This is a genomic window from Pseudomonas sp. HY2-MNA-CIBAN-0224 (assembly GCF_040310285.1).
Taxonomy (GTDB): domain Bacteria; phylum Pseudomonadota; class Gammaproteobacteria; order Pseudomonadales; family Pseudomonadaceae; genus Aquipseudomonas; species Aquipseudomonas helleri.
On record NZ_JBEOPQ010000083.1, the window covers coordinates 1 to 18,260 of the forward strand.

20 protein-coding genes are annotated in these 18,260 nt (G+C 57.9%); 9 read left to right on the plus strand and 11 right to left on the minus strand.

The features are described 5' to 3' along the window. Positions 1-51: 51 nt before the first annotated feature. The 4 genes from AAEZ03_RS23830 to AAEZ03_RS23845 all read right to left on the minus strand — a co-directional run bounded on the left by AAEZ03_RS23830 (position 52) and on the right by AAEZ03_RS23845 (position 3,575). Positions 52-1,377, minus strand: coding sequence for a hypothetical protein (locus tag AAEZ03_RS23830; protein WP_350582009.1), 1,326 nt, complete (start codon positions 1,375-1,377; stop codon positions 52-54). Between the two features lie 172 nt (positions 1,378-1,549). Continuing rightward, positions 1,550-2,524, minus strand: coding sequence for an HTH-type transcriptional regulator CysB (gene cysB / locus AAEZ03_RS23835; protein WP_048368621.1), 975 nt, complete (start codon positions 2,522-2,524; stop codon positions 1,550-1,552). Between the two features lie 113 nt (positions 2,525-2,637). Beyond that, positions 2,638-3,138 (minus strand): universal stress protein, encoded by a 501-nt coding sequence (locus AAEZ03_RS23840; RefSeq protein ID WP_048368622.1) that lies wholly within the window; start codon positions 3,136-3,138, stop codon positions 2,638-2,640. 110 nt (positions 3,139-3,248) lie between these two features. Further along, the gene (locus tag AAEZ03_RS23845) at positions 3,249-3,575 is read right to left on the minus strand and encodes a thioredoxin domain-containing protein (protein WP_048391481.1); all 327 of its coding nucleotides are present in this window, start codon (positions 3,573-3,575) and stop codon (positions 3,249-3,251) included. 58 nt (positions 3,576-3,633) lie between these two features. Between AAEZ03_RS23845 and AAEZ03_RS23850 the strand changes: the two genes are divergently transcribed. Beyond that, complete coding sequence (locus AAEZ03_RS23850; RefSeq protein ID WP_350582013.1) at positions 3,634-4,080, plus strand: PilZ domain-containing protein; 447 nt, start codon at positions 3,634-3,636, stop codon at positions 4,078-4,080. Between the two features lie 131 nt (positions 4,081-4,211). Beyond that, entirely contained in the window at positions 4,212-5,288 is a 1,077-nt protein-coding gene (locus AAEZ03_RS23855; protein ID WP_048368800.1) for a 3-deoxy-7-phosphoheptulonate synthase, read from the plus strand. A gap of 58 nt (positions 5,289-5,346) precedes the next feature. Here AAEZ03_RS23855 and AAEZ03_RS23860 read toward each other — a convergent pair whose 3' ends face one another. Then, the gene (locus AAEZ03_RS23860) at positions 5,347-5,628 is read right to left on the minus strand and encodes a GNAT family N-acetyltransferase (protein ID WP_048368625.1); all 282 of its coding nucleotides are present in this window, start codon (positions 5,626-5,628) and stop codon (positions 5,347-5,349) included. Positions 5,629-6,105: 477 nt separating this feature from the next. On the opposite strand from AAEZ03_RS23860, the gene oprI reads away from it, so the two are divergent. Beyond that, positions 6,106-6,357 carry an outer membrane lipoprotei OprI gene (oprI, locus tag AAEZ03_RS23865; RefSeq protein ID WP_003172710.1) on the plus strand — a complete coding sequence of 84 codons (252 nt, stop codon included), beginning with the start codon at positions 6,106-6,108 and terminating at the stop codon, positions 6,355-6,357. A gap of 133 nt (positions 6,358-6,490) precedes the next feature. On the opposite strand, the gene AAEZ03_RS23870 is transcribed toward oprI, so the two are convergent. From AAEZ03_RS23870 to AAEZ03_RS23880, 3 genes are all read right to left on the minus strand, one after another. Continuing rightward, entirely contained in the window at positions 6,491-7,519 is a 1,029-nt protein-coding gene (locus tag AAEZ03_RS23870; protein WP_153334595.1) for a L,D-transpeptidase family protein, read from the minus strand. A 109-nt stretch (positions 7,520-7,628) separates the two neighbouring features. Further along, positions 7,629-7,922 (minus strand): hypothetical protein, encoded by a 294-nt coding sequence (locus tag AAEZ03_RS23875; RefSeq protein WP_003446817.1) that lies wholly within the window; start codon positions 7,920-7,922, stop codon positions 7,629-7,631. 58 nt (positions 7,923-7,980) lie between these two features. Next, positions 7,981-8,586 carry an arylesterase gene (locus tag AAEZ03_RS23880; protein WP_048391475.1) on the minus strand — a complete coding sequence of 202 codons (606 nt, stop codon included), beginning with the start codon at positions 8,584-8,586 and terminating at the stop codon, positions 7,981-7,983. Positions 8,587-8,596: 10 nt separating this feature from the next. Here AAEZ03_RS23880 and AAEZ03_RS23885 point away from each other — a divergent pair, with 10 nt between their 5' ends. From AAEZ03_RS23885 to AAEZ03_RS23900, 4 genes are all read left to right on the plus strand, one after another. Beyond that, positions 8,597-9,280, plus strand: a complete 684-nt coding sequence (locus AAEZ03_RS23885) for an ABC transporter ATP-binding protein (RefSeq protein ID WP_350582018.1) — start codon at positions 8,597-8,599, stop codon at positions 9,278-9,280. After that, positions 9,280-11,784 (plus strand): ABC transporter permease, encoded by a 2,505-nt coding sequence (locus AAEZ03_RS23890; RefSeq protein ID WP_350582021.1) that lies wholly within the window; start codon positions 9,280-9,282, stop codon positions 11,782-11,784. The genes AAEZ03_RS23885 and AAEZ03_RS23890 overlap by 1 nt, the downstream gene beginning before the upstream one ends. 34 nt (positions 11,785-11,818) lie before the next feature. Then, on the plus strand, positions 11,819-12,316 hold the full coding sequence (gene greB, locus AAEZ03_RS23895) for a transcription elongation factor GreB (protein WP_153334599.1): 498 nt from the start codon (positions 11,819-11,821) through the stop codon (positions 12,314-12,316). A 127-nt stretch (positions 12,317-12,443) separates the two neighbouring features. Then, a complete protein-coding gene (locus AAEZ03_RS23900; RefSeq protein ID WP_262126857.1) occupies positions 12,444-12,731 on the plus strand; it encodes a hypothetical protein in 288 nt (95 codons plus the stop codon). A 48-nt stretch (positions 12,732-12,779) separates the two neighbouring features. Here the strand turns inward: AAEZ03_RS23900 and AAEZ03_RS23905 are convergent, their stop codons facing one another. Next, positions 12,780-13,088 (minus strand): class I SAM-dependent methyltransferase, encoded by a 309-nt coding sequence (locus tag AAEZ03_RS23905; protein WP_153334603.1) that lies wholly within the window; start codon positions 13,086-13,088, stop codon positions 12,780-12,782. Between the two features lie 331 nt (positions 13,089-13,419). On the opposite strand from AAEZ03_RS23905, the gene AAEZ03_RS23910 reads away from it, so the two are divergent. Next, entirely contained in the window at positions 13,420-15,096 is a 1,677-nt protein-coding gene (locus tag AAEZ03_RS23910) for an acid phosphatase (protein WP_350582025.1), read from the plus strand. 79 nt (positions 15,097-15,175) lie between these two features. Here AAEZ03_RS23910 and AAEZ03_RS23915 read toward each other — a convergent pair whose 3' ends face one another. Further along, on the minus strand, positions 15,176-15,610 hold the full coding sequence (locus AAEZ03_RS23915) for a DoxX family protein (protein WP_350582028.1): 435 nt from the start codon (positions 15,608-15,610) through the stop codon (positions 15,176-15,178). Positions 15,611-15,710: 100 nt separating this feature from the next. Further along, positions 15,711-17,129 (minus strand): MltF family protein, encoded by a 1,419-nt coding sequence (locus AAEZ03_RS23920; protein WP_123750351.1) that lies wholly within the window; start codon positions 17,127-17,129, stop codon positions 15,711-15,713. Between the two features lie 237 nt (positions 17,130-17,366). Here AAEZ03_RS23920 and AAEZ03_RS23925 point away from each other — a divergent pair, with 237 nt between their 5' ends. After that, positions 17,367-18,176 carry a TatD family hydrolase gene (locus AAEZ03_RS23925; protein WP_350582031.1) on the plus strand — a complete coding sequence of 270 codons (810 nt, stop codon included), beginning with the start codon at positions 17,367-17,369 and terminating at the stop codon, positions 18,174-18,176. Positions 18,177-18,260: the final 84 nt, after the last annotated feature.

Below are 18,260 nucleotides of genomic sequence, written 5' to 3' on the forward strand. Positions count from 1 at the left end.
GAGCTTGCTCGCGATCTTTTAAAGATCAAAAGATCGCGAGCAAGCTCGCTCCTACAACGTTGGTGACACGGCAAATGGCGCCCAGTCGGGGCCAACCCTTCCCTCTTGCGTCCATATGTCATCAGCAGTAATGACCTCCAGCGTGCCTGCTTCAGCCACTCGGTGGACGTAGCTTTGTGCATTACGGTCGTAAGGGAAAAGGCTCGCTTCAATATCTGGCACGGTCGCGTGAGTGCGGCTCAACAGTGTGACCAACTCTGCTTCTGACTCTGTCGCGTCGCTCTGATAGCGCAGTAACCCGCCCTCCCGTGCACAAAAGAAGACGTCGCAGCCAGGCGTTGCGCGCACCAGCAACAAACTGGTCAGCAGCGCGCTGGGGGAAAAGAAATCGCCAAACAACTCGTTGGTACTGTCATGCAACAGCGCATCCGGTTCTTCACCTGACAGGTAGACCCCGACGATGCGGTAACCCTCAGGCACGACCGGAACGCCGCTGGGGTCCTTGGGGAACAGTACATCTCGGTCAAACTCAAAGAATGGCGTCTCCAGGGGACGGGTATAGACATACACCTGCGCGTCCAGTTGCTTGAGCACAAACCCGGCAAATTGCGTGTGTTTGCGCAAGAGCATGGCCTGATGAACAGCCTTCACCGCGTCTACTACATCGCTGTACACACTGGAACACAGTGCGGGCTTGTCGACCGAGGTCCGCCCCTTCTGCTGATCTGTCTTCCAGTTAGCACCCAGCCGGGTGCGTCGATCCCAGTGAGCCCCCGCCAGCACAATGCTGAGTTCCCCCGCCAGACAGATCAAACCAATCAAGTCAGAGGGCATCAACGACCCCAAGTCATAGGCTCTTTCAAACGTCCCGGGATACAACGCTCGCCTGCGTGAAAGTAAAGGCAACAAGGCTTTCTCAAGGTCTGAACCACTGGCGACGTAGCTCAATACGCACTTGTCGGGGCAGGACAAATAGAAGCGCGGGTAGTTGTGTTTGTAGCGAATCGCTTGATTGAGGTCGTGAATCGAAAAAAAGTTGTCTTGCAGCTCGCTTTCCTCGTGCACCTGCCAAGGCATCCGTTGAATGGAAGTATTGGAGTGATACATCCCTTCAATGGTGTAGCCCTGAATCGGCAGGAATAATCCCTCATCAGACAATGACAGCACGTCGGCAGGGTCAAAGGACGTGCTGGAACCCGCATGTGGCAGGGTGGCGTAATAGCGGTTCTGCCTGGCGAGTATAAAGCCGCCGTAGACAATGCCATTCTTAATGGCCGCAATGAGCTCATGGGCATACACCGCCGCATCATCGGCACTGATGAAGGCGGGGCTTAACGACGGGATTAATACAGAAGCAGTTTGCGCGCGGGTACTCATGAAAAGATCCTTGTCTTGGCGTGGGCCGGGCGCTGTTCGCCCAGCGTGAAATCACGCGTCGAGTTTCAAGGTATTCATGGCAGCATGTGCGTTACTGGGGTAGTGACGGTAATGGCTTGCAGCCACCACCGTCATGGGCTCAACTGGCCCTTCCGTGGGCCGATCAGCCCACTCAATGAACCGGCAGTTCAACCCCTTCAAACAGGTCTTCGAGTTCCTGCTTGTTATGGCAGGCAATGGCCTTGGCCATCACTTCACGGGTCAGATGCGGTGCAAATTTCTCAATGAAATCGCACATGAAACCGCGCAGGAAGGTGCCGCGACGGAAACCAATCTTGGTGATGCTCGATTCAAACAGCTCGCTGGCATCCAGCACCACCAGGTCTTTGTCCAGGTTGGTGTCCACGGCCATCTTGGCCACGATACCGACGCCCAGGCCCAGGCGCACGTAAGTCTTGATCACGTCAGCGTCAGCTGCGGTGAACACCACTTTGGGGGTCAGGCCGCGATGGCTGAAGGCTTCATCGAGCTTGGAACGGCCGGTAAAACCAAAGACGTAAGTCACAATCGGGTATTCAGCCAAGGCCTCAAGGGTCAGCTTCGGCAGTTTGGTCAGCGGGTGGCCTTGAGGCACGACCACGCAACGGTTCCAGCGGTAGCACGGCATCATTACCAGGTCGCCGAACAGCTCCAGCGCTTCAGTCGCAATTGCAAAATCGACGGTGCCGTCAGCGGCCATTTCAGCAATTTGCATCGGCGAGCCCTGATGCATATGCAGAGCTACATCCGGGTATTGCTTGATGAAGTTGCTGATAACCGGCGGCAAGGCATAGCGCGCCTGAGTGTGCGTGGTGGCAATCGACAACGTGCCTTTTTTCTCGTTGGAGAACTCTTGAGCGATCTGCTTGATGCTCTCGACCTTGCGCAGGATTTCACCGGCGGTGGTGATGATGCGCTCGCCCGCCGGTGTGACGCGGGTCAGGTGTTTGCCACTGCGCGCAAATACTTCAACGCCCAACTCGTCTTCCAGCAAACGGATCTGTTTGCTGATGCCCGGCTGTGAGGTGTAGAGACTCTGAGCGGTAGCTGAAACGTTGAGGTCGTGGTGCGCCACTTCCCAGATGTAGCGCAGTTGTTGAAGCTTCATATGCATCCCTCAGAGCAAATAGGCGCCATGACTATCGGCGGCGATATATAACTATATGGAAGGTCAGAAGAATAAATCTAGAACTTTTTATCGTTTTTAGCAGTTCGTCGCCTTCACCCGTCGGTGCGCCGCCGACGTTGCACCAACGGCACCAGGTACACCGGCACCTGCGCCTGCTCTACGACGCGGCTTGCGTTGTGCCCCAAGTGGCTGTTTGCGCCAGTAGACTGGCCGTGACTGCCGAGGATCACCAGGTCAACCCCAAGCTTTCGCGACTCCTCCAGAATAACGTGGGCGGGCTCGCCCTGAACCACCTTGACCGAGCGGATCAAGGCAAGCTCCTGCGCCCCTTCGCCCAGTTCATCTTGAAGACTCTCGAACACACGCTGCTCAATATTGGACAGCATGGCGGTCATGCCCTGCTGCTGCAGTTCATGCAGCGCCTGCTCATCCAGATAACTTTGCAATACCGATTCGGCGAACAGCCCCATGGGCTCCACAACGTGAAGTACATACAAATCCGCCTTGAAACTGCGGGCCAGCCCCAAAGCGTGCTGCATCACAACCGGAGCATAAATACCGAGGTCTGTGGCGAACAGTATCGAGCGAATCATGCGACCTCCTCGACAGGCGTTATGGCCGAGATGAATTCAGCTTAGCAGCGCCCGGACAAGTTCGATGACCCGCGCGATGACTTACACGCGCAGTTGGGGTAGCACAAGATTCAAGGCAGTTCGTCGGGCTCAAGCAGCAAGGCCAGTTTAAGGTGGTGGGCCAACTCCCCCTCACTCAAGCGCGACTTCAATTCACCGTAAAAAGCACCGTCACGCACGACAAACAACGCAGGAAGGTGGAAGATCTCGTAACGTTCGACCAGGCCACCGTTGTCACCGGCGTCAATCCAGCACAGCTGATCAATGGGCAACTGCATCTCGGGCAACATTTTGCGCGCCGTGCGGCAGCTCGAACACCCGGTGCTGGTGAACACCAGCAAGGTCGTGCCGGGCAGTGTCAGCAGGCGCTGGTCCGCATCAAAGTCTGTCAGTTCCATTTCAGTCACTATACTCAGCTAACAAGATCAAAATACTGGCACTTTGGAGTCTGTGTACATGGGTCGTTTTTTGCCTCACCCAGATGATGTTCCTGTTCAGATCACCCCTCGCAAGCACCCTGCCCTTTCGCGCCAGAAGCTGAACACTATCAGCCTGGGGGGTGTTGCGTGCAACAGTGACAGAGGCTGGAGACGCGGCACGGCGGTCGATATGTACATGCCCACCCTGGGCGACACCGCCCACTATCCTGGCTACATCGCCTGGTGTGAAAAACATGCCGACGGTTACCGCGTCGGGGTGGCCTTTACCGATGACCAGACCCTGTTTGGTGCGCGCATGGGTGAGCAGGTGTGCCAGATCGAACACTATTGCCGACAGCGCAATCAACTCAACCTGCCCTTCGAAAACAAGGATGCGCTGGCCCTGGAATGGGTCAACCTGCATGCGCTGGAGTTTTCCCAGGAAACCCTGGAGCAGGCCCTGGCACAACCTGCGCTGGATTAAACCGCTGTGTGCCCATTGTCGAATTACCGCTTAACGCGTTAAGGTTCCGCTCCCCGATGCGCTCAATCAAGCTGTGCTCCGCCGCACGGGGATCGCTGGCGGCCGGCACCCGTGACCTGACGAGTAACACGATGGCTGATTTACCGATCGACGACCTTAACGTTGCCTCCAACGAAACCCTGATCACACCTGAACGCCTCAAGCGCGAGATCCCTCTCAGCGCTACAGCGCTGCAGACCGTGAACAAAGGGCGTGAGGTCATTCGCAACATCCTGGATGGCAAAGACCATCGCCTGTTCGTTGTCATCGGGCCTTGCTCGATCCACGACCTCAAGGCGGCTCATGAATATGCTGAGCGCCTGAAGGTACTTGCGGCTGAAGTCAGCGACACGCTGTATCTGGTCATGCGGGTTTATTTCGAAAAACCACGGACCACCGTGGGCTGGAAAGGCCTGATCAACGACCCGTACCTGGACGACTCGTTCAAAATCGAAGACGGTCTGCACATCGGCCGTAAATTGCTTCTGGATCTGGCCGAAATGGGCCTGCCAACCGCTACTGAAGCCCTGGATCCGATTTCTCCGCAATACCTGCAAGACCTCATCAGCTGGTCTGCCATTGGTGCGCGTACCACCGAATCGCAAACTCACCGCGAAATGGCCTCTGGCCTGTCTTCGGCTGTCGGCTTTAAAAATGGCACCGATGGCGGCCTGACCGTTGCGATCAACGCCTTGCAGTCAGTGTCGAGCCCGCACCGTTTCCTGGGCATCAACCAGGAAGGCGGCGTGTCCATCGTCACTACCAAAGGCAATGCCTACGGCCACGTGGTATTGCGTGGTGGCAACGGCAAGCCGAACTATGATTCGGTCAGCGTGGCGCTCTGCGAGCAAGCCCTGACCAAGGCTAAAATCACTCCGAACATCATGGTCGACTGCAGCCACGCCAACTCCAACAAAGACCCGGCGCTGCAACCGCTGGTGATGGAGAACGTGGCCAATCAGATCCTTGAAGGCAACCAGTCGATCATCGGCCTGATGGTTGAAAGCCACCTGAACTGGGGCTGCCAGGCGATCCCTAAAAACCTTGAAGACTTGCAGTATGGTGTCTCGATCACCGATGCCTGCATCGACTGGGCAAGCACAGAAAACACCTTGCGCAGCATGCATGCCAAGCTCAAGGATGTCTTGCCCAAGCGGGCTCGCGGCTGATTTTTCAGCGCACATAAAAAACGCCGGGCTAGCCCGGCGTTTTTTATGGAATGCTATTTCAGGTTTTAGCCTGAGTACGCTTGTGGCGCTCCATATAGCGTTCAACGTAGGAACAAGAGGGAATCACCTCGTAGCCCATTTTCTCGGCGTAATCGAGCGCCTGCTCGGTCAACGCGGCCGCAATGCCTCGCCCACGCAACGCGTTGGGCACAAAGGTGCGGTAAATATCCAGAGTCTGCTTACCCAAATCCATGTAGGTCAGGTAGGCACGGTGACCGTCGACAGTGGTCTCAAACTGGTGACCTGCCTGGTCATGGTGGATGGACAGCGCCTCGCTCATCATTACTCCTCGCGGGTCTTGGACTGTGACCTCTACCTTACTCATGTTTTTGTGCCGAGGGAACCCAGATACTGGCCCTGTGTCATTGCCGTTACACAGCAACCGGAACAGCTTCTGCAACAGGCACACTGACAACGGCAGGCACGCCGACAGGCAAAATTAAGAATAGTCGCTCTCGCAATTGATGCTCAGTGTGTGCTCGCACGCAAAAGACTAATCTATGACGCAGGCGCCCTCTTGAAGTCACTTCGCGCGGTCTTTATATTTGCAAGCCGCTTGCTCAAGACGACCAAAGACGGGCAGTTTTCTCGGACACAATCTGTTAAATCTAGCCCATTGGCATTGATTGCCAAATATTTTTTTTGGTTCTTGCGCTAGGTCAGTTTACTTACTACAAGTAATGGGTAGTATGTACGCCGGCTGTTTCCTCATGTTGAAGGAGCAGCTTTAATTAGAAAGTCCTTGAAGGGGAACACGATGAACAACGTTCTGAAATTCTCTGCTCTGGCATTGGCCGCAGTTCTGGCTACCGGTTGCAGCAGCGTATCTAAAGAAACTGAAGCCCGTCTGACTGCAACTGAAGACGCAGCAGCTCGTTCCCAGGCTCGTGCTGACGAAGCCTACCGCAAAGCTGACGAAGCTCTGGCTGCTGCTCAAAAAGCACAACAGACTGCTGATGAAGCTAACGAACGTGCTCTGCGTATGCTTGAAAAAGCTAGCCGCAAGTAATAGTCCTTCGGGATTATTATCGAAGCCGACCCATTTTTATGGGTCGGCTTTTTTTATGCCTGCTATCAACTAAGCAGGCAATAAAAAACCGCCAGGGCGTTAACCGTGGCGGCTGTTTAAGTGCCTGGGTACGTTACTGAACGTAGTCCAGCGACTGGCCCTGTGGCACCGTGGTGTTGGCGACACCAATCTCCTGAGGTATGCCGGTTTCGGCACCGACCACAGGGAACGCTTTGTCTTTGTCGATCTGGATGACCTTTTCCAAGTCTTTATGCTTAAGCAGGAAGTTGATAAAGCCTGCGTACTTGTTCTGCAGGTCTTCCGGAGTCAAATGCGACTTGTCACTTTTGGCTAGCAAAGAGCCATCTTTAACATTCAACGGCTCGTGCACTTCAAGGAAAACCTTGCCGCCACTGACACCGAGTTTGTACGGTTCGTTGATGATGCGAACGGGCGTACCCACCGGCACCATGCTGGCCATCTCAAGCACGTTTTTGTTTAGCATGCGGAAACAGCCGTGGCTGGTGCCCGTACCGATTCCGAACTTGGCGTTGGAACCATGGATCAGGTAACCCGGCATGCCCAGGGTGAACTTGAACGGCCCCAGCGGGTTGTCCGGCCCTGCCGGCACAACGTTAGGCAGCGGGTCACCATTGGCTGCGTGTTCGGCCTTGATCGAAGCGGGAGGCGTCCAGGTCGGATTTGGCGTTTTGGCGGTGACCTTGGTCAGCCCCAAAGGCGAGCCCCAGCCTTCACGACCGATCCCCAACGGAAAGGTGTACACCTTGTTCTGATCCTTGGGGAAATAATACAAGCGGTACTCGGCAAGGTTGATCACGATGCCTTCACGCTTGCCCGGCGGCAGGATGAACTGGGTGGGCAACACAATATCGGTGTCAACGATCGAGCCGTCGAGGTTCTTTTTGACGGGCAGCCAGGCATCCACACCGGGGTTGGCGGCAATCATTTCGGAGTAGCCCAGTTCGTACTGGTTGCCAAGGTCCGAAAAGGAGTCTTCGTATTTGCCCTTGATGACTTGCACCTGCCCGACCACGTCTTCACCCGGTGGCGGCAGCGGAAATTCAAGCGCATGAACGGGACCCGCAACACACAGTGCGGCAACTGACAGATAACGGGTGACAGCAGGTAAGCGCGAGAACATCCGGAAGACCCTTCGCATAATCAACAGGGGGACAAAAAAGAGAGTGTACACGCCACCTCGAAAAGCCGGGAGGCGGCGTATTGAGTCTTAAGGTTTCAGACAGGTTACATCACAATTCAAAGCGCAATTCGGGCCAGATCGGCTCAGTGCCGCGGCGCTGAGACTCAATAATTGCACGGCACAGCGGGCAAAGCCGGTGATCCTGAAACACCTTGCGCGTGACATCCGACCAACGCGGCTGCGCAGGCAGCAATGAACCACACAGGGTGCGGTCAATCGTGCCACCCAGCTCCAATTGGCGCGTGACCAAATGTACCCGTACCTCCTGGCAGGCGAACAAATCGAGCTGCTCATCGGGCTCGATCAGTTGATAAGCATATAAAGACCAGGCAGGACGCGACATCAGGGGCTCCAAATCGGGGGGGCGCCACATTAGCCGAAACCATGCCGCTAGAAAAGCATCAAAGCAGTGGTTTTAGGGTTGGCCACACATTATCGAGCAAACGGCCCTGTGCATTGGCCTTCGGATGCAGGCCGTCGGCCTGGATAAACTCGGGATGCCCGCCGACGCCCTCCAGGAAAAACGGCACCAGCGCGACCTTTTTCTCGCTGCCCAGATCGCTATAGACCTTGGCAAAAGCGTCGGTATAGCGCGGGCCATAATTGGGCGGCAACAACATGCCCAACAGCAGAACTTTGGCACCCGCTTTTTGCGAGTCGTCGACCATCGCGGCAAGATTTTGTTTCAATTGTGCAGGCGGCTGGCCGCGCAGCCCATCGTTGGCGCCCAGCTCAATAATCACCACCTGCGGCTTATGCTCCGCAAGCAGCGCCGGTAACCGCGCGAGCCCGCCTGCGCTGGTGTCGCCGCTGATCGAGGCATTGACCACCTGGTCGTCGTAGCCTTGTTCCTTAAGCCGCTGCTGCAGCAAAGAAGCCCATCCCAGACGGGTATCCAGGCCTAAAGCCGCGCTGATACTATCGCCGACGATCAAGATTGTTCCTGCAGCTGCATTCTGCGCTATACACATCAGGGCTAGAGCAGCACTTAAAAACCACGTACGCATTGGATTCTCCATGGGCGAAAGTATTCTCACCGCGCAGAACCTTAGCAAAGTGGTTCTCAGCGCGGAAGGCGAGTTAACCATCCTGCACCCCTTAAGCCTGGAACTGCGCAAAGGCGACAGCCTGGCCATCGTCGGCGCTTCCGGCTCCGGCAAATCCACCCTGCTCGGCTTGCTCGCAGGCCTGGACCTGCCCAGCCAGGGTGAAGTCATTCTGGCCGGACATGCACTCAGCACCCTCGATGAAGATGAGCGTGCCCGCGTGCGCGCCGAACACGTTGGCTTCGTATTCCAGTCATTCCAATTGCTCGACAGCCTCAACGCACTGGAAAACGTCATGTTGCCGCTGGAGCTCGATGGCCGCAAAGACGCCCGCGAACAGGCGCGGCATTTGCTTGAACGGGTCGGCCTGGGCCAGCGCCTGAGCCATTCACCGCGCCAGTTGTCTGGCGGTGAGCAGCAACGCGTTGCCATCGCACGGGCCTTTGCCGCCAACCCGGACGTGCTGTTTGCCGACGAACCGACCGGTAACCTCGACAGCCACACGGGCGAGCGCATTACTGAACTGCTGTTTGAGCTGAACAAAGAACAGGGCACCACACTGGTACTGGTGACCCATGACGAACGTCTGGCCCATCGCTGCCGACGCCTGATCCGTCTTGACGCCGGCCATCTGGTCGGCCCTCTGGAGCCTTGATGGCACGTTTGCCGCTGGTCCGTCTGCTCAGCCTCGCCCTGCGCCAACTCCTGCGTGATGCCCGCGCCGGTGAATTGCGCGTGCTGTTTTTTGCCGTACTGGTGGCCGTCGCCGCCAGCACCGCCATCGGTTACTTCGGCGCTCGCCTCAACGGCGCGATGGTTTTACGTGCCACCGAGTTTCTGGGGGCCGACCTTGTGCTCGAAGGCAGCTCACCGGCTCGCGAAGAGCAAATTCGCGTGGGCAACGAACTGGGACTCAAACACGCGCAAATCATCGAGTTTTCCAGCGTAATTGCCACAGACAACGGTATTCAGCTGTCCAGCATCAAAGCCGCCGATGACGCCTACCCCCTGCGCGGCCAACTCAAAAGCGCCGCCCAGCCTTATGGCGAAGAAGAGCCCGGCGGCGGGCCTAAGTCCGGGCAAGCCTGGGTTGAGCCGCGGCTGCTGACTGCTTTGGATCTAAAGGTCGGTGACGACATTGATGTCGGCTCAAAAACCGTCAAGATCACCCGTGTTCTGACCTACGAACCCGACCGTGCCGGTAACTTTTACAGCCTGACCCCACGGGTCCTGATCAATCTGGATGACCTGCAAGCGACCGGCATCGTACAACCCGGCAGCCGGGTTAGTTTCCGCGAGCTATGGCGCGGCGAAGCACCGGCGCTACAGTCCTACCGTGACGTCATCCAGCCGGGCCTTGAAGCCAACCAGCGCTTGCTCGACGGGCGTGATGGCAACCAGCAAATCGGCGGCGCACTCGGCAAGGCCGAACGCTATCTGAACATGGCCAGCCTGGTAGCGGTGTTGCTCGCCGGGGTAGCGGTTGCCCTGTCTGCAACCCGCTTTGCCAATCGGCGCTTTGATGCCAGCGCATTGCTGCGCTGCCTGGGCTTGTCCCGCCGCGAAACACTCTGGCTGTTCAGTCTGCAACTGGCGATGCTCGGGCTGCTGGCCAGCGTGACCGGCGCCCTGCTCGGCTGGCTGGCGCAACTGGGTTTGTTCGCTTTGCTGCACGACTTGCTCCCGGCGGATGTACCACCCGGTGGCGTGATGCCCGCACTGGCCGGCATGGGCACCGGGCTGGTCGCACTGGCCGGTTTCGCTCTACCGCCGCTGGCCGCCCTGGGCCGTGTGCCGCCGCTGCGCGTTTTGCGCCGTGACATTCTGCCAATCCCGGCCAGCACCTGGACGGTGTACGGGGCCGCCTTGCTCGCGCTAGGCCTGATCATGTGGCGCATGAGCCTGGACCTGGTGCTGACCTTCGCCCTGCTCGGCGGTGGCGTGATTGCCGCACTGATACTCGGCGGCCTGTTGCTGCTGGGCCTCAAGGGCCTTCGCCGTGGGCTGGCCCGTGCCTCCCTGCCTTGGCGTCTGGGCTTGGGCCAACTGCTGCGCCAGCCTCTGGCCGCAGCCGGTCAGGCCCTGGCGTTTGGTTTGATCCTGCTGTCGATGGCGCTGATTGCCTTGTTGCGCGGCGAACTGCTCGACACCTGGCAAAGCCAGTTGCCCAAAGATGCACCCAACTACTTTGCGTTGAATATCTTGCCCACTGACAAGGACGCCTTTGGTGCCCGCCTGCACCAACTCCAGGCCCAGGCTGCGCCGATTTACCCGGTAGTGCCGGGGCGCCTGATCAGCATCAATGGCGAGCCGGTGCAAGAAATCGTCACCAAAGACTCCAGCGGCGACAAGGCCGTACAGCGCGACCTGAGTCTGACCTGGGCCGCTGACCTGCCCGAAGGCAACGAACTGACCGCAGGCCAGTGGTGGTCGGCGCAACCGCCACAGGGCGTGCCAGGGGTGTCAGTTGAAGCCAAAGTGGCCGAAAGCCTGAAACTCAAGCTGGGCGACCATCTTGTGTTTACGGTTGCCGGGGTCAATCGCGAGGCGCAAGTCACCAGTTTGCGCAGCATTAACTGGGACAACTTCCAGCCCAACTTTTTCATGATCTTCCAGCCTGGCACCCTGCAGGACTTGCCGACCACCTACCTCACCAGTTTTTACCTGGCCCCGGGTCACGACACGCAAATCATTGAGCTGTCGCGCAGCTTCCCGGCGGTGACCATCCTGCCGATTGATGCCTTGCTCGAACAGCTGCGCAGCATTCTGGCGCAAGTCACGATTGCCATTGAGTACGTGCTGTTGTTCGTTCTGGCGGCGGGGATGACAGTGCTGTTTTCTGGCCTGCAGTCCACCCTCGACGAGCGCATTCGCCAAGGTGCCTTGCTGCGGGCATTGGGAGCCGAACGCCAACTGCTGATCAAGGCCCGGCGTATCGAGTTCGGTTTGCTCGGTGCCACCAGCGGCTTGCTGGCTGCGCTGGGCGCAGAACTGGTCAGCCTGGTGCTGTACCGCTATGCCTTTGACCTGCCCTGGCACCCGCACCCGTGGTTGGTGTTGTTGCCGGTGCTGGGCGCCCTGATGGTGGGTGGCGCCGGGGTGTTTGGCACCCGCCGCGCCCTCAATGCCAGCCCGCTGACAGTGCTGCGCGAGGGCTGATAGACTCGCGCCCTTCTCTGCCAACGGATTGACCATGAGCCGCTATCGACCACCCCGCCCTGCTGGCACCGCGCTGATCACCCCGGAAGGTGAAGCGCGGATGCGCGCCGAACTGCATGAGCTATGGCATGTGCGCAGGCCACAGGTCACGCAATCGGTCAGCGAAGCAGCGGCACAAGGCGATCGCTCGGAAAACGCTGAATACACCTACGGCAAAAAGATGCTGCGCGAGATCGACAGCCGCGTGCGCTTTCTCACCAAACGCCTTGAAAGCCTGAAAGTGGTCAGCGAAAAACCTGGCGACCCGAACAAAGTGTATTTCGGCGCCTGGGTCACGATTGAAGATGAAGACGGCAAACAGTCGCGCTACCGCATCGTCGGCCCCGATGAGCTGGACCTTAAACAGGGCCTGATCAGCATCGACTCGCCCCTGGCCCGCGCCTTGATTGGCAAAGCGCTGGATGCCGAAGTTCGGGTACAAACGCCGACCGGCGAACAGTGCGTGTATATCGTGGCTATTGAGTACCCCTGATTAACAGCACCGCTGTTTATCCGGGGCGTTTCTTACAAACAGCGTGGCAGTTGTCTCATTGAGCGTTGAGCCCACGAAACTAAGCTGAGGACTACAAACCACTTACATTATTTAATGGAATAAATTAATGACACTTTTAACCCGCCTCTTCGCAGCACTTTCATTGAGTGTGCTCGTCATCACCCCCGCAACAGCAAGCGCAAGCAGCTCCGACTGGACTGAGGCTGAGATAAAACGGCTACCAGGCAAGGGGCCCTATCTTTACAAAGACTGCATCACACCGTTTAGCGGGCATTGGGTGCCAACATTGCCGTTTCGTTCGACTTACTCGACGGCAGAAGAACTCATGGCCAACTCGAATTTTGAACAGTGCGTGAAGTTTGGATGGTCGTCTTATCACCAGTTTGAAACTTGATCCGTTTCAGCTTTACCTGTTAAGCAAAGCTGATGGCGACCCTGTTCATTAACGCAACGTGATTAAACCCTGGCGTGACACGCGTATAAGGTTGCGAATGACCAACTCGGCATTTTCGCTTGAAGGCGACTGAATCACTGCCAGGTCAAAACTGTCGGCGGCAAAACGCGTCAGCTCGTCGCCGACCTCAACAAACTGAATCAAAAACGCTGAAGTTTGCCCTTTGCGACGCGGCCAGCCGTCCAGATAACGCAGCAGCGTTGGCTGATGTTTACCGCCCAGGAGGATTTTTGGGTTGCGCGAAGTCTGATTGGCCGTGATCGGCGCTAGACGAACGAAAGGACGTGGTTGACTCATGTATCGGTTCTCCGCCTCAAGGTTCTGCGTGGCAGGTGAGAGGCAACACCGAACCAGCGCTTTAGCGGTATTTCGAGCGTCTTTTGACACCCTGGCGCCCCGCAAGTAGCTGTTTAAATCGGCGCAAGAAACATCCTAGATAAAGCCGGTTACAACTGTCAAGAATCATATGCCACGAAAACCCCGTACCAGACGCCCCCATGAATTCATGCACGCTTAGATGAAGAATGCATCTGCGCTAAGTTGAATTCGATCATTTGAAACCCCGCCGTCATAATCCCTTGTTACGCTGCCGCCGAAAATGTTTTGTAACAGTTAACAGGACTCCGTAATGAGCGACGAAAAAGACAAGGACACCCAACTCCCTGCCGATGCCAGCCGCCGTCGCTTCCTCGCCGGTGCAGCCGCGCTCGGTGTCGGTGCGGCGACCTTGAACGTGTACGCAAACACCCCGCATGACACACCGGTCCTAGCTGAACCGCTGACCCCGACCGAGCTGGACAAAAAACTCCACGAGCAGGTGAAAACCATCGTGGTGATTTACGCCGAGAACCGCAGTTTCAACAACTTGTTCGCCAACTTCCCCGGCGTCGAAAAACCCTTGTCGGCGCTCAAGCCTGCGGACTATCAGCAGCGCGACCGCGATGGCAGCCTGCTCAACACCCTGCCACCGGCCTGGGGCGGCGTCTTGCAGGTAGGCCCGCAAACGGTTGACGGTGTCACGTACCCGCAAGGCGTGCAGTTCCAGGAAAACCTGCCCAACGCACCATTCGCCCTTAAAGGCCCGAATCAGGAAGACCTGCCGTTGAGCCTGGTGACCCGTGACCTGTGGCACGTGTTTTATCAAAACCAGATGCAAATCAACGACGGCAAAAACGACCAGTTTGTGGCCTGGGGCGACTCCGGTGGTTTGCCCATGGGCCACTACGCACAGTCGCAATATTCCCTGCGCTTGTGGGATGTTGCCCGTGAGTTCGTACTGTGTGACAACTTCTTCCAGGGCGCTTTTGGCGGCTCGTTCCTCAACCACCAGTACTTGATCAGTGCCGCCGTGCCGGTTTACCCGGACGCCGCCAACTCTGTGGCCAAGAGTCAGATCGCCACGTTGGAAGGCGACGACCCTAAAGGCACGCGCCTCAAGCCATTGGATAAATCGCCCCAAAGTGCCATGACCGGCGCCCCGCAGTTTGGCCCCAGCGCTATCACGCCTGACGGGTACGCGGTCAACACCATGGCCCCGCCCTACTGGCCGACCTGGATTCGTGACCCAGAACGCCCGGACTACTCCAAACCCGACCTGCCCAGCGTGCTGGTGCCGCAAAGCCATGAACACATTGGCGACAAACTGAGCAAAAAGAACATCGACTGGGCTTGGTACGCCGGTGCCTGGCAAGCTACGCTCGACGAGTACAAAGACTCCGGCGGTATCCCCAAGATCCCGAACTTCCAGTACCACCATCAGCCGTTCAACTACTTCACCCGCCAAGGCCCGGAACACCCGGCTGAGCGCAGCAAGCGCCTGCGTGATGGCGGCCTGGGCGACGAAAGCAGCACCAACCGCTTCCTCGCCGATGCCGAAGCCGGCAAGCTGCCAGCCGTGTCGTTCTACAAACCTCAGGGCAACCTCAACCTGCACGCCGGTTATGCCGACGTGGCAGCGGGCGACCGGCATTTGGACCGCGTGCTCAAAGTGCTGCGCAACAGCCCGCAATGGGAAAACATGGTCATCGTGCTGACCGTGGACGAAAACGGCGGCTGGTGGGACCACGTTGCGCCGCCCAAGGGCGATCGCTGGGGGCCGGGTACACGCATCCCGGCGTTGGTGGTGTCACCGTTCGCGCGCAAAGGCACGGTCGACCACACGGTATATGACACGGCATCGGTCCTGCGCTTGATCACCCGCGTGCACCAACTGGAAACCCTCGACGGCCTTAAACACCGTGACGATGCCATGAAAGCCCGCGGCCAAACGCCCATGGGCGATATGACCAACGCGCTAATGTTCTGAAGCTGACCCGCCACACACAAAAAATCCGCAGCCCTTGTACCAGGCTGCGGATTTTTTATGGCCTGCGAAAAGCTTGCGATTAGCCAGCGATGGCCCGATCAGCCGAGAGTTTGCCAGCACCTTCATGCAACACCGCCAGCGTGCCGCCGAGCAAGGCCAGGGCAAATTCATAGCCGTTGTTGGCCATAAACAGCCCGTTGTGGATGTGCACCGAGAAGATCGCCACCAGCAAAGTGAACGACAAGCCCAAGGCCGCCGGGCGTGCCAGCAAACCGATAATGAAGGCCAGCCCGCCAAAGAACTCAGTCCCACCCGACAACAGTGCCATCAAGGTGCCCGGTGCCAGACCGATGCTTTCCATCCATTGTGCGGTGCCCGCCAGGCCGCCCCCACCAAACCAGCCAAAAAGCTTTTGCGAGCCGTGGGCCGCAAAGATGATGCCGACAAACACCCGCAGGACGGTCAAACCGTAGCCGGCACGGGTGGCGAGAACAGTCTGGATCAATTTGCTCATGGTGCGTTCCTTCAAATCAGGTGGGGAATGGACGCCATATTAATCAGTTTTTATCATGTTAAAAGTCGAATAAACCCCGCATTACAATCGAATTATTCGATTATTTACGAGAGGCTACCCGTCCTGCTGCCGGCTCCAAAGAGTCGCGCTCGCGGTCGAATGCCAAATAGTATTTATTCACGCTATTAACATAGCTGACGGCGCTCATGCCCATCTGTTCCATGGCAATACGCTCTACCTGAAAAAACCACTGATTGGGGTTCAAGCCCCGTCGTTTGGCCTCGGCCCGCATGGCCTGCACCCGCTCAGGGCCCATGTTGTAAGCCGCCAGCACAAAGGCCATGCGCTCACGCTCATTGAGTTTGGGGCTGGAAAAAAATTTACGGCGAATCATCGATAAGTACTTGGCACCAGCCTGCACATTGTTATCGACATTCTTGATGTCATTGACCCCGACCCGCTGCGCCGCCGAAGGGGTAATCTGCAGCAGCCCCGTCGCGCCACCCGAACCGCGTGCACCGGGGTCCAGGGCAGACTCTTTGAAAGCCAGCGCGGCCAGGTTCAGCCAATCCATACCCTGTTGCCGTGCATGTTTTTGCAGCACCGGGCGCAGTTTTTCGAGTTTTTGCCGGTCAGTTTTGGCCAACGGGTAATGCACCCGGTACAAACCACGGTAAACCTTCTCAAAGGCCAGGTCTTGATTGGACGGGGCTTTATAACTGGCCAGGAACTTGTCGACACTGGCGTGCAACATGGCGGCATCGCGGCGGACAAACCAGCGCATCGCGGCCGGCTCGCTGATCAGCACCTGGCGATCAAAGCGCAGCTTGGGCATCAGCGTGGCCCAACGTTCGGCAATCGGCTTTTCGACAATAGTCAGATGAAAGATCCCGGCCTGCACCATCTCCAGCACATCTTCCACCGCCAGGCTCGGGTCGACCCACTCTACCTTCACCGGGGGCAATTTGCGCAGCGCGAGTTTTTGATTGATCAGGCTGATGGACTCACCGGCAGCGCTGCCCGTGGTCAATGCCACTGTGCGCCCGGACAGTTGTTCAAACCGGGTAAAACGCCGCTCGCCCTTCTTCCCGACCAGCAACAACGGCACTCGATCGACCACAGGATCACTCGGGCTCACCGCATGGCTGGGCTTGACGTCCAGCAACTCACCCGGCGCCATCAAATCGCCTTCGCCACGCATGAGCGCACCGAGTAACTGGTCCTTGGCCTTGGGAATGATCTTGAGGGTAATTTCGTGCCCGTCGCGGGCGCTGGCATTCAGGTACTGCTCGAAAGCGCGCAGGCGATGGTATTCAACACCGATGTCCTGGCCCTGCACTTCGCCGGAGCTGTTGCGGCTTTGATTCACCAGCACACGCAACACCTGACTGCTGCGAATCTGCGCCAGATCGCGGACCTGGCTTGGCTGCCCGACTTGCAGTGGCCCAGCCAATCGCGCCATTGCCGGGAGCGGCAACAGCAACAGGCACAGTGCAATCAATAACGTAGGTCTCGTCATCCGTTCTCCGGAAAGAATACAGTCCCGCGCCGCATCGGATTACCCGACAATCGGTCACCCCATTGGGGGAATTCCAGCGCTGGAAACAGAGCGCAATACAGCCAATGCACCCTGAAATGAAAAAGGCATTGCGTTGTTGCGGCATTCAAAGACAACCATAACCGTCTGTAGTTCTTGGTTTTTCTTATAAAACTACAGCTCTGATATGCTTCACGGCCTGTGGCCTGAGGTAGAACCATGCAACTCATCGATATCGGCGTCAACCTGACCAACTCCAGTTTCGACGGTAAGCACCAAGCCGTGCTGGACCGTGCGTATGCTGCTGGCGTTGCCCAACTGGTCCTCACCGGCACCAGCGTTGAAGGCAGCGAACAGGCCTTGCAACTGTGCCGCGAGCTGGACGAAAACGGCCAACGGCTGTTCGCCACGGCGGGCATTCACCCGCATTCGGCCAGCGACTGGAACGGCGACAGCGCCCAGCGCCTGCGCGCTTTGCTCAAGGAGGCGAACGTGCGGGCCGTGGGTGAATGCGGGCTGGACTTCAACCGCGACTTCTCGCCGCGTGCACAACAAGAGAAAGTGCTGGAAGAGCACTTGGCGCTGGCCGTGGAACTGCAACTACCGGTCTTCCTGCACGAGCGCGACGCCAACCAGCGTCTGCTGGAAATCCTGCGCAACTACCGCGACCACCTGCCGGCAGCGGTTGTGCACTGTTTTACAGGCGAGCAGCGGGCATTGTTCAGCTACCTCGACCTGGACCTGCACATCGGCATTACCGGCTGGATTTGTGACGAGCGCCGCGGCACCCACCTGCACCCGCTGGTCCGCGACATCCCGCGTGGCCGCTTAATGCTTGAGAGCGATGCGCCGTACCTGCTGCCGCGCACCTTGCGCCCCAAGCCCAAAAGTGGCCGTAACGAGCCGGCTTATCTGCCCGAAGTGCTGCGCGAAGTGGCCGTGCACCGCGCCGAATCCGAAGACGACCTGGCCGCTCACACCACCGCCTGCGCCCGGGCATTCTTCAGGTTGCCGGCGCCGGACGCATAACCCAAATCTGAACTGCCCCCCAAAAGTTGGACAGATTAACTAGCGCCCTGCGCAGCCTGAGTCCTGTATCCCACAGGGCTTAGG

What these genes read in the sequence shown, in the direction of transcription:
- AAEZ03_RS23830 (WP_350582009.1), bottom strand. Translation starts at nt 1,377, where the DNA reads ATGAGTACCCGCGCGCAAACTGCTTCTGTATTAATCCCGTCGTTAAGC.
- cysB (WP_048368621.1), bottom strand. Translation starts at nt 2,524, where the DNA reads ATGAAGCTTCAACAACTGCGCTACATCTGGGAAGTGGCGCACCACGAC.
- AAEZ03_RS23840 (WP_048368622.1), bottom strand. Translation starts at nt 3,138, where the DNA reads ATGATTCGCTCGATACTGTTCGCCACAGACCTCGGTATTTATGCTCCG.
- AAEZ03_RS23845 (WP_048391481.1), bottom strand. Translation starts at nt 3,575, where the DNA reads ATGGAACTGACAGACTTTGATGCGGACCAGCGCCTGCTGACACTGCCC.
- AAEZ03_RS23850 (WP_350582013.1), top strand. Translation starts at nt 3,634, where the DNA reads ATGGGTCGTTTTTTGCCTCACCCAGATGATGTTCCTGTTCAGATCACC.
- AAEZ03_RS23855 (WP_048368800.1), top strand. Translation starts at nt 4,212, where the DNA reads ATGGCTGATTTACCGATCGACGACCTTAACGTTGCCTCCAACGAAACC.
- AAEZ03_RS23860 (WP_048368625.1), bottom strand. Translation starts at nt 5,628, where the DNA reads ATGAGCGAGGCGCTGTCCATCCACCATGACCAGGCAGGTCACCAGTTT.
- oprI (WP_003172710.1), top strand. Translation starts at nt 6,106, where the DNA reads ATGAACAACGTTCTGAAATTCTCTGCTCTGGCATTGGCCGCAGTTCTG.
- AAEZ03_RS23870 (WP_153334595.1), bottom strand. Translation starts at nt 7,519, where the DNA reads ATGTTCTCGCGCTTACCTGCTGTCACCCGTTATCTGTCAGTTGCCGCA.
- AAEZ03_RS23875 (WP_003446817.1), bottom strand. Translation starts at nt 7,922, where the DNA reads ATGTCGCGTCCTGCCTGGTCTTTATATGCTTATCAACTGATCGAGCCC.
- AAEZ03_RS23880 (WP_048391475.1), bottom strand. Translation starts at nt 8,586, where the DNA reads ATGCGTACGTGGTTTTTAAGTGCTGCTCTAGCCCTGATGTGTATAGCG.
- AAEZ03_RS23885 (WP_350582018.1), top strand. Translation starts at nt 8,597, where the DNA reads ATGGGCGAAAGTATTCTCACCGCGCAGAACCTTAGCAAAGTGGTTCTC.
- AAEZ03_RS23890 (WP_350582021.1), top strand. Translation starts at nt 9,280, where the DNA reads ATGGCACGTTTGCCGCTGGTCCGTCTGCTCAGCCTCGCCCTGCGCCAA.
- greB (WP_153334599.1), top strand. Translation starts at nt 11,819, where the DNA reads ATGAGCCGCTATCGACCACCCCGCCCTGCTGGCACCGCGCTGATCACC.
- AAEZ03_RS23900 (WP_262126857.1), top strand. Translation starts at nt 12,444, where the DNA reads ATGACACTTTTAACCCGCCTCTTCGCAGCACTTTCATTGAGTGTGCTC.
- AAEZ03_RS23905 (WP_153334603.1), bottom strand. Translation starts at nt 13,088, where the DNA reads ATGAGTCAACCACGTCCTTTCGTTCGTCTAGCGCCGATCACGGCCAAT.
- AAEZ03_RS23910 (WP_350582025.1), top strand. Translation starts at nt 13,420, where the DNA reads ATGAGCGACGAAAAAGACAAGGACACCCAACTCCCTGCCGATGCCAGC.
- AAEZ03_RS23915 (WP_350582028.1), bottom strand. Translation starts at nt 15,610, where the DNA reads ATGAGCAAATTGATCCAGACTGTTCTCGCCACCCGTGCCGGCTACGGT.
- AAEZ03_RS23920 (WP_123750351.1), bottom strand. Translation starts at nt 17,129, where the DNA reads ATGACGAGACCTACGTTATTGATTGCACTGTGCCTGTTGCTGTTGCCG.
- AAEZ03_RS23925 (WP_350582031.1), top strand. Translation starts at nt 17,367, where the DNA reads ATGCAACTCATCGATATCGGCGTCAACCTGACCAACTCCAGTTTCGAC.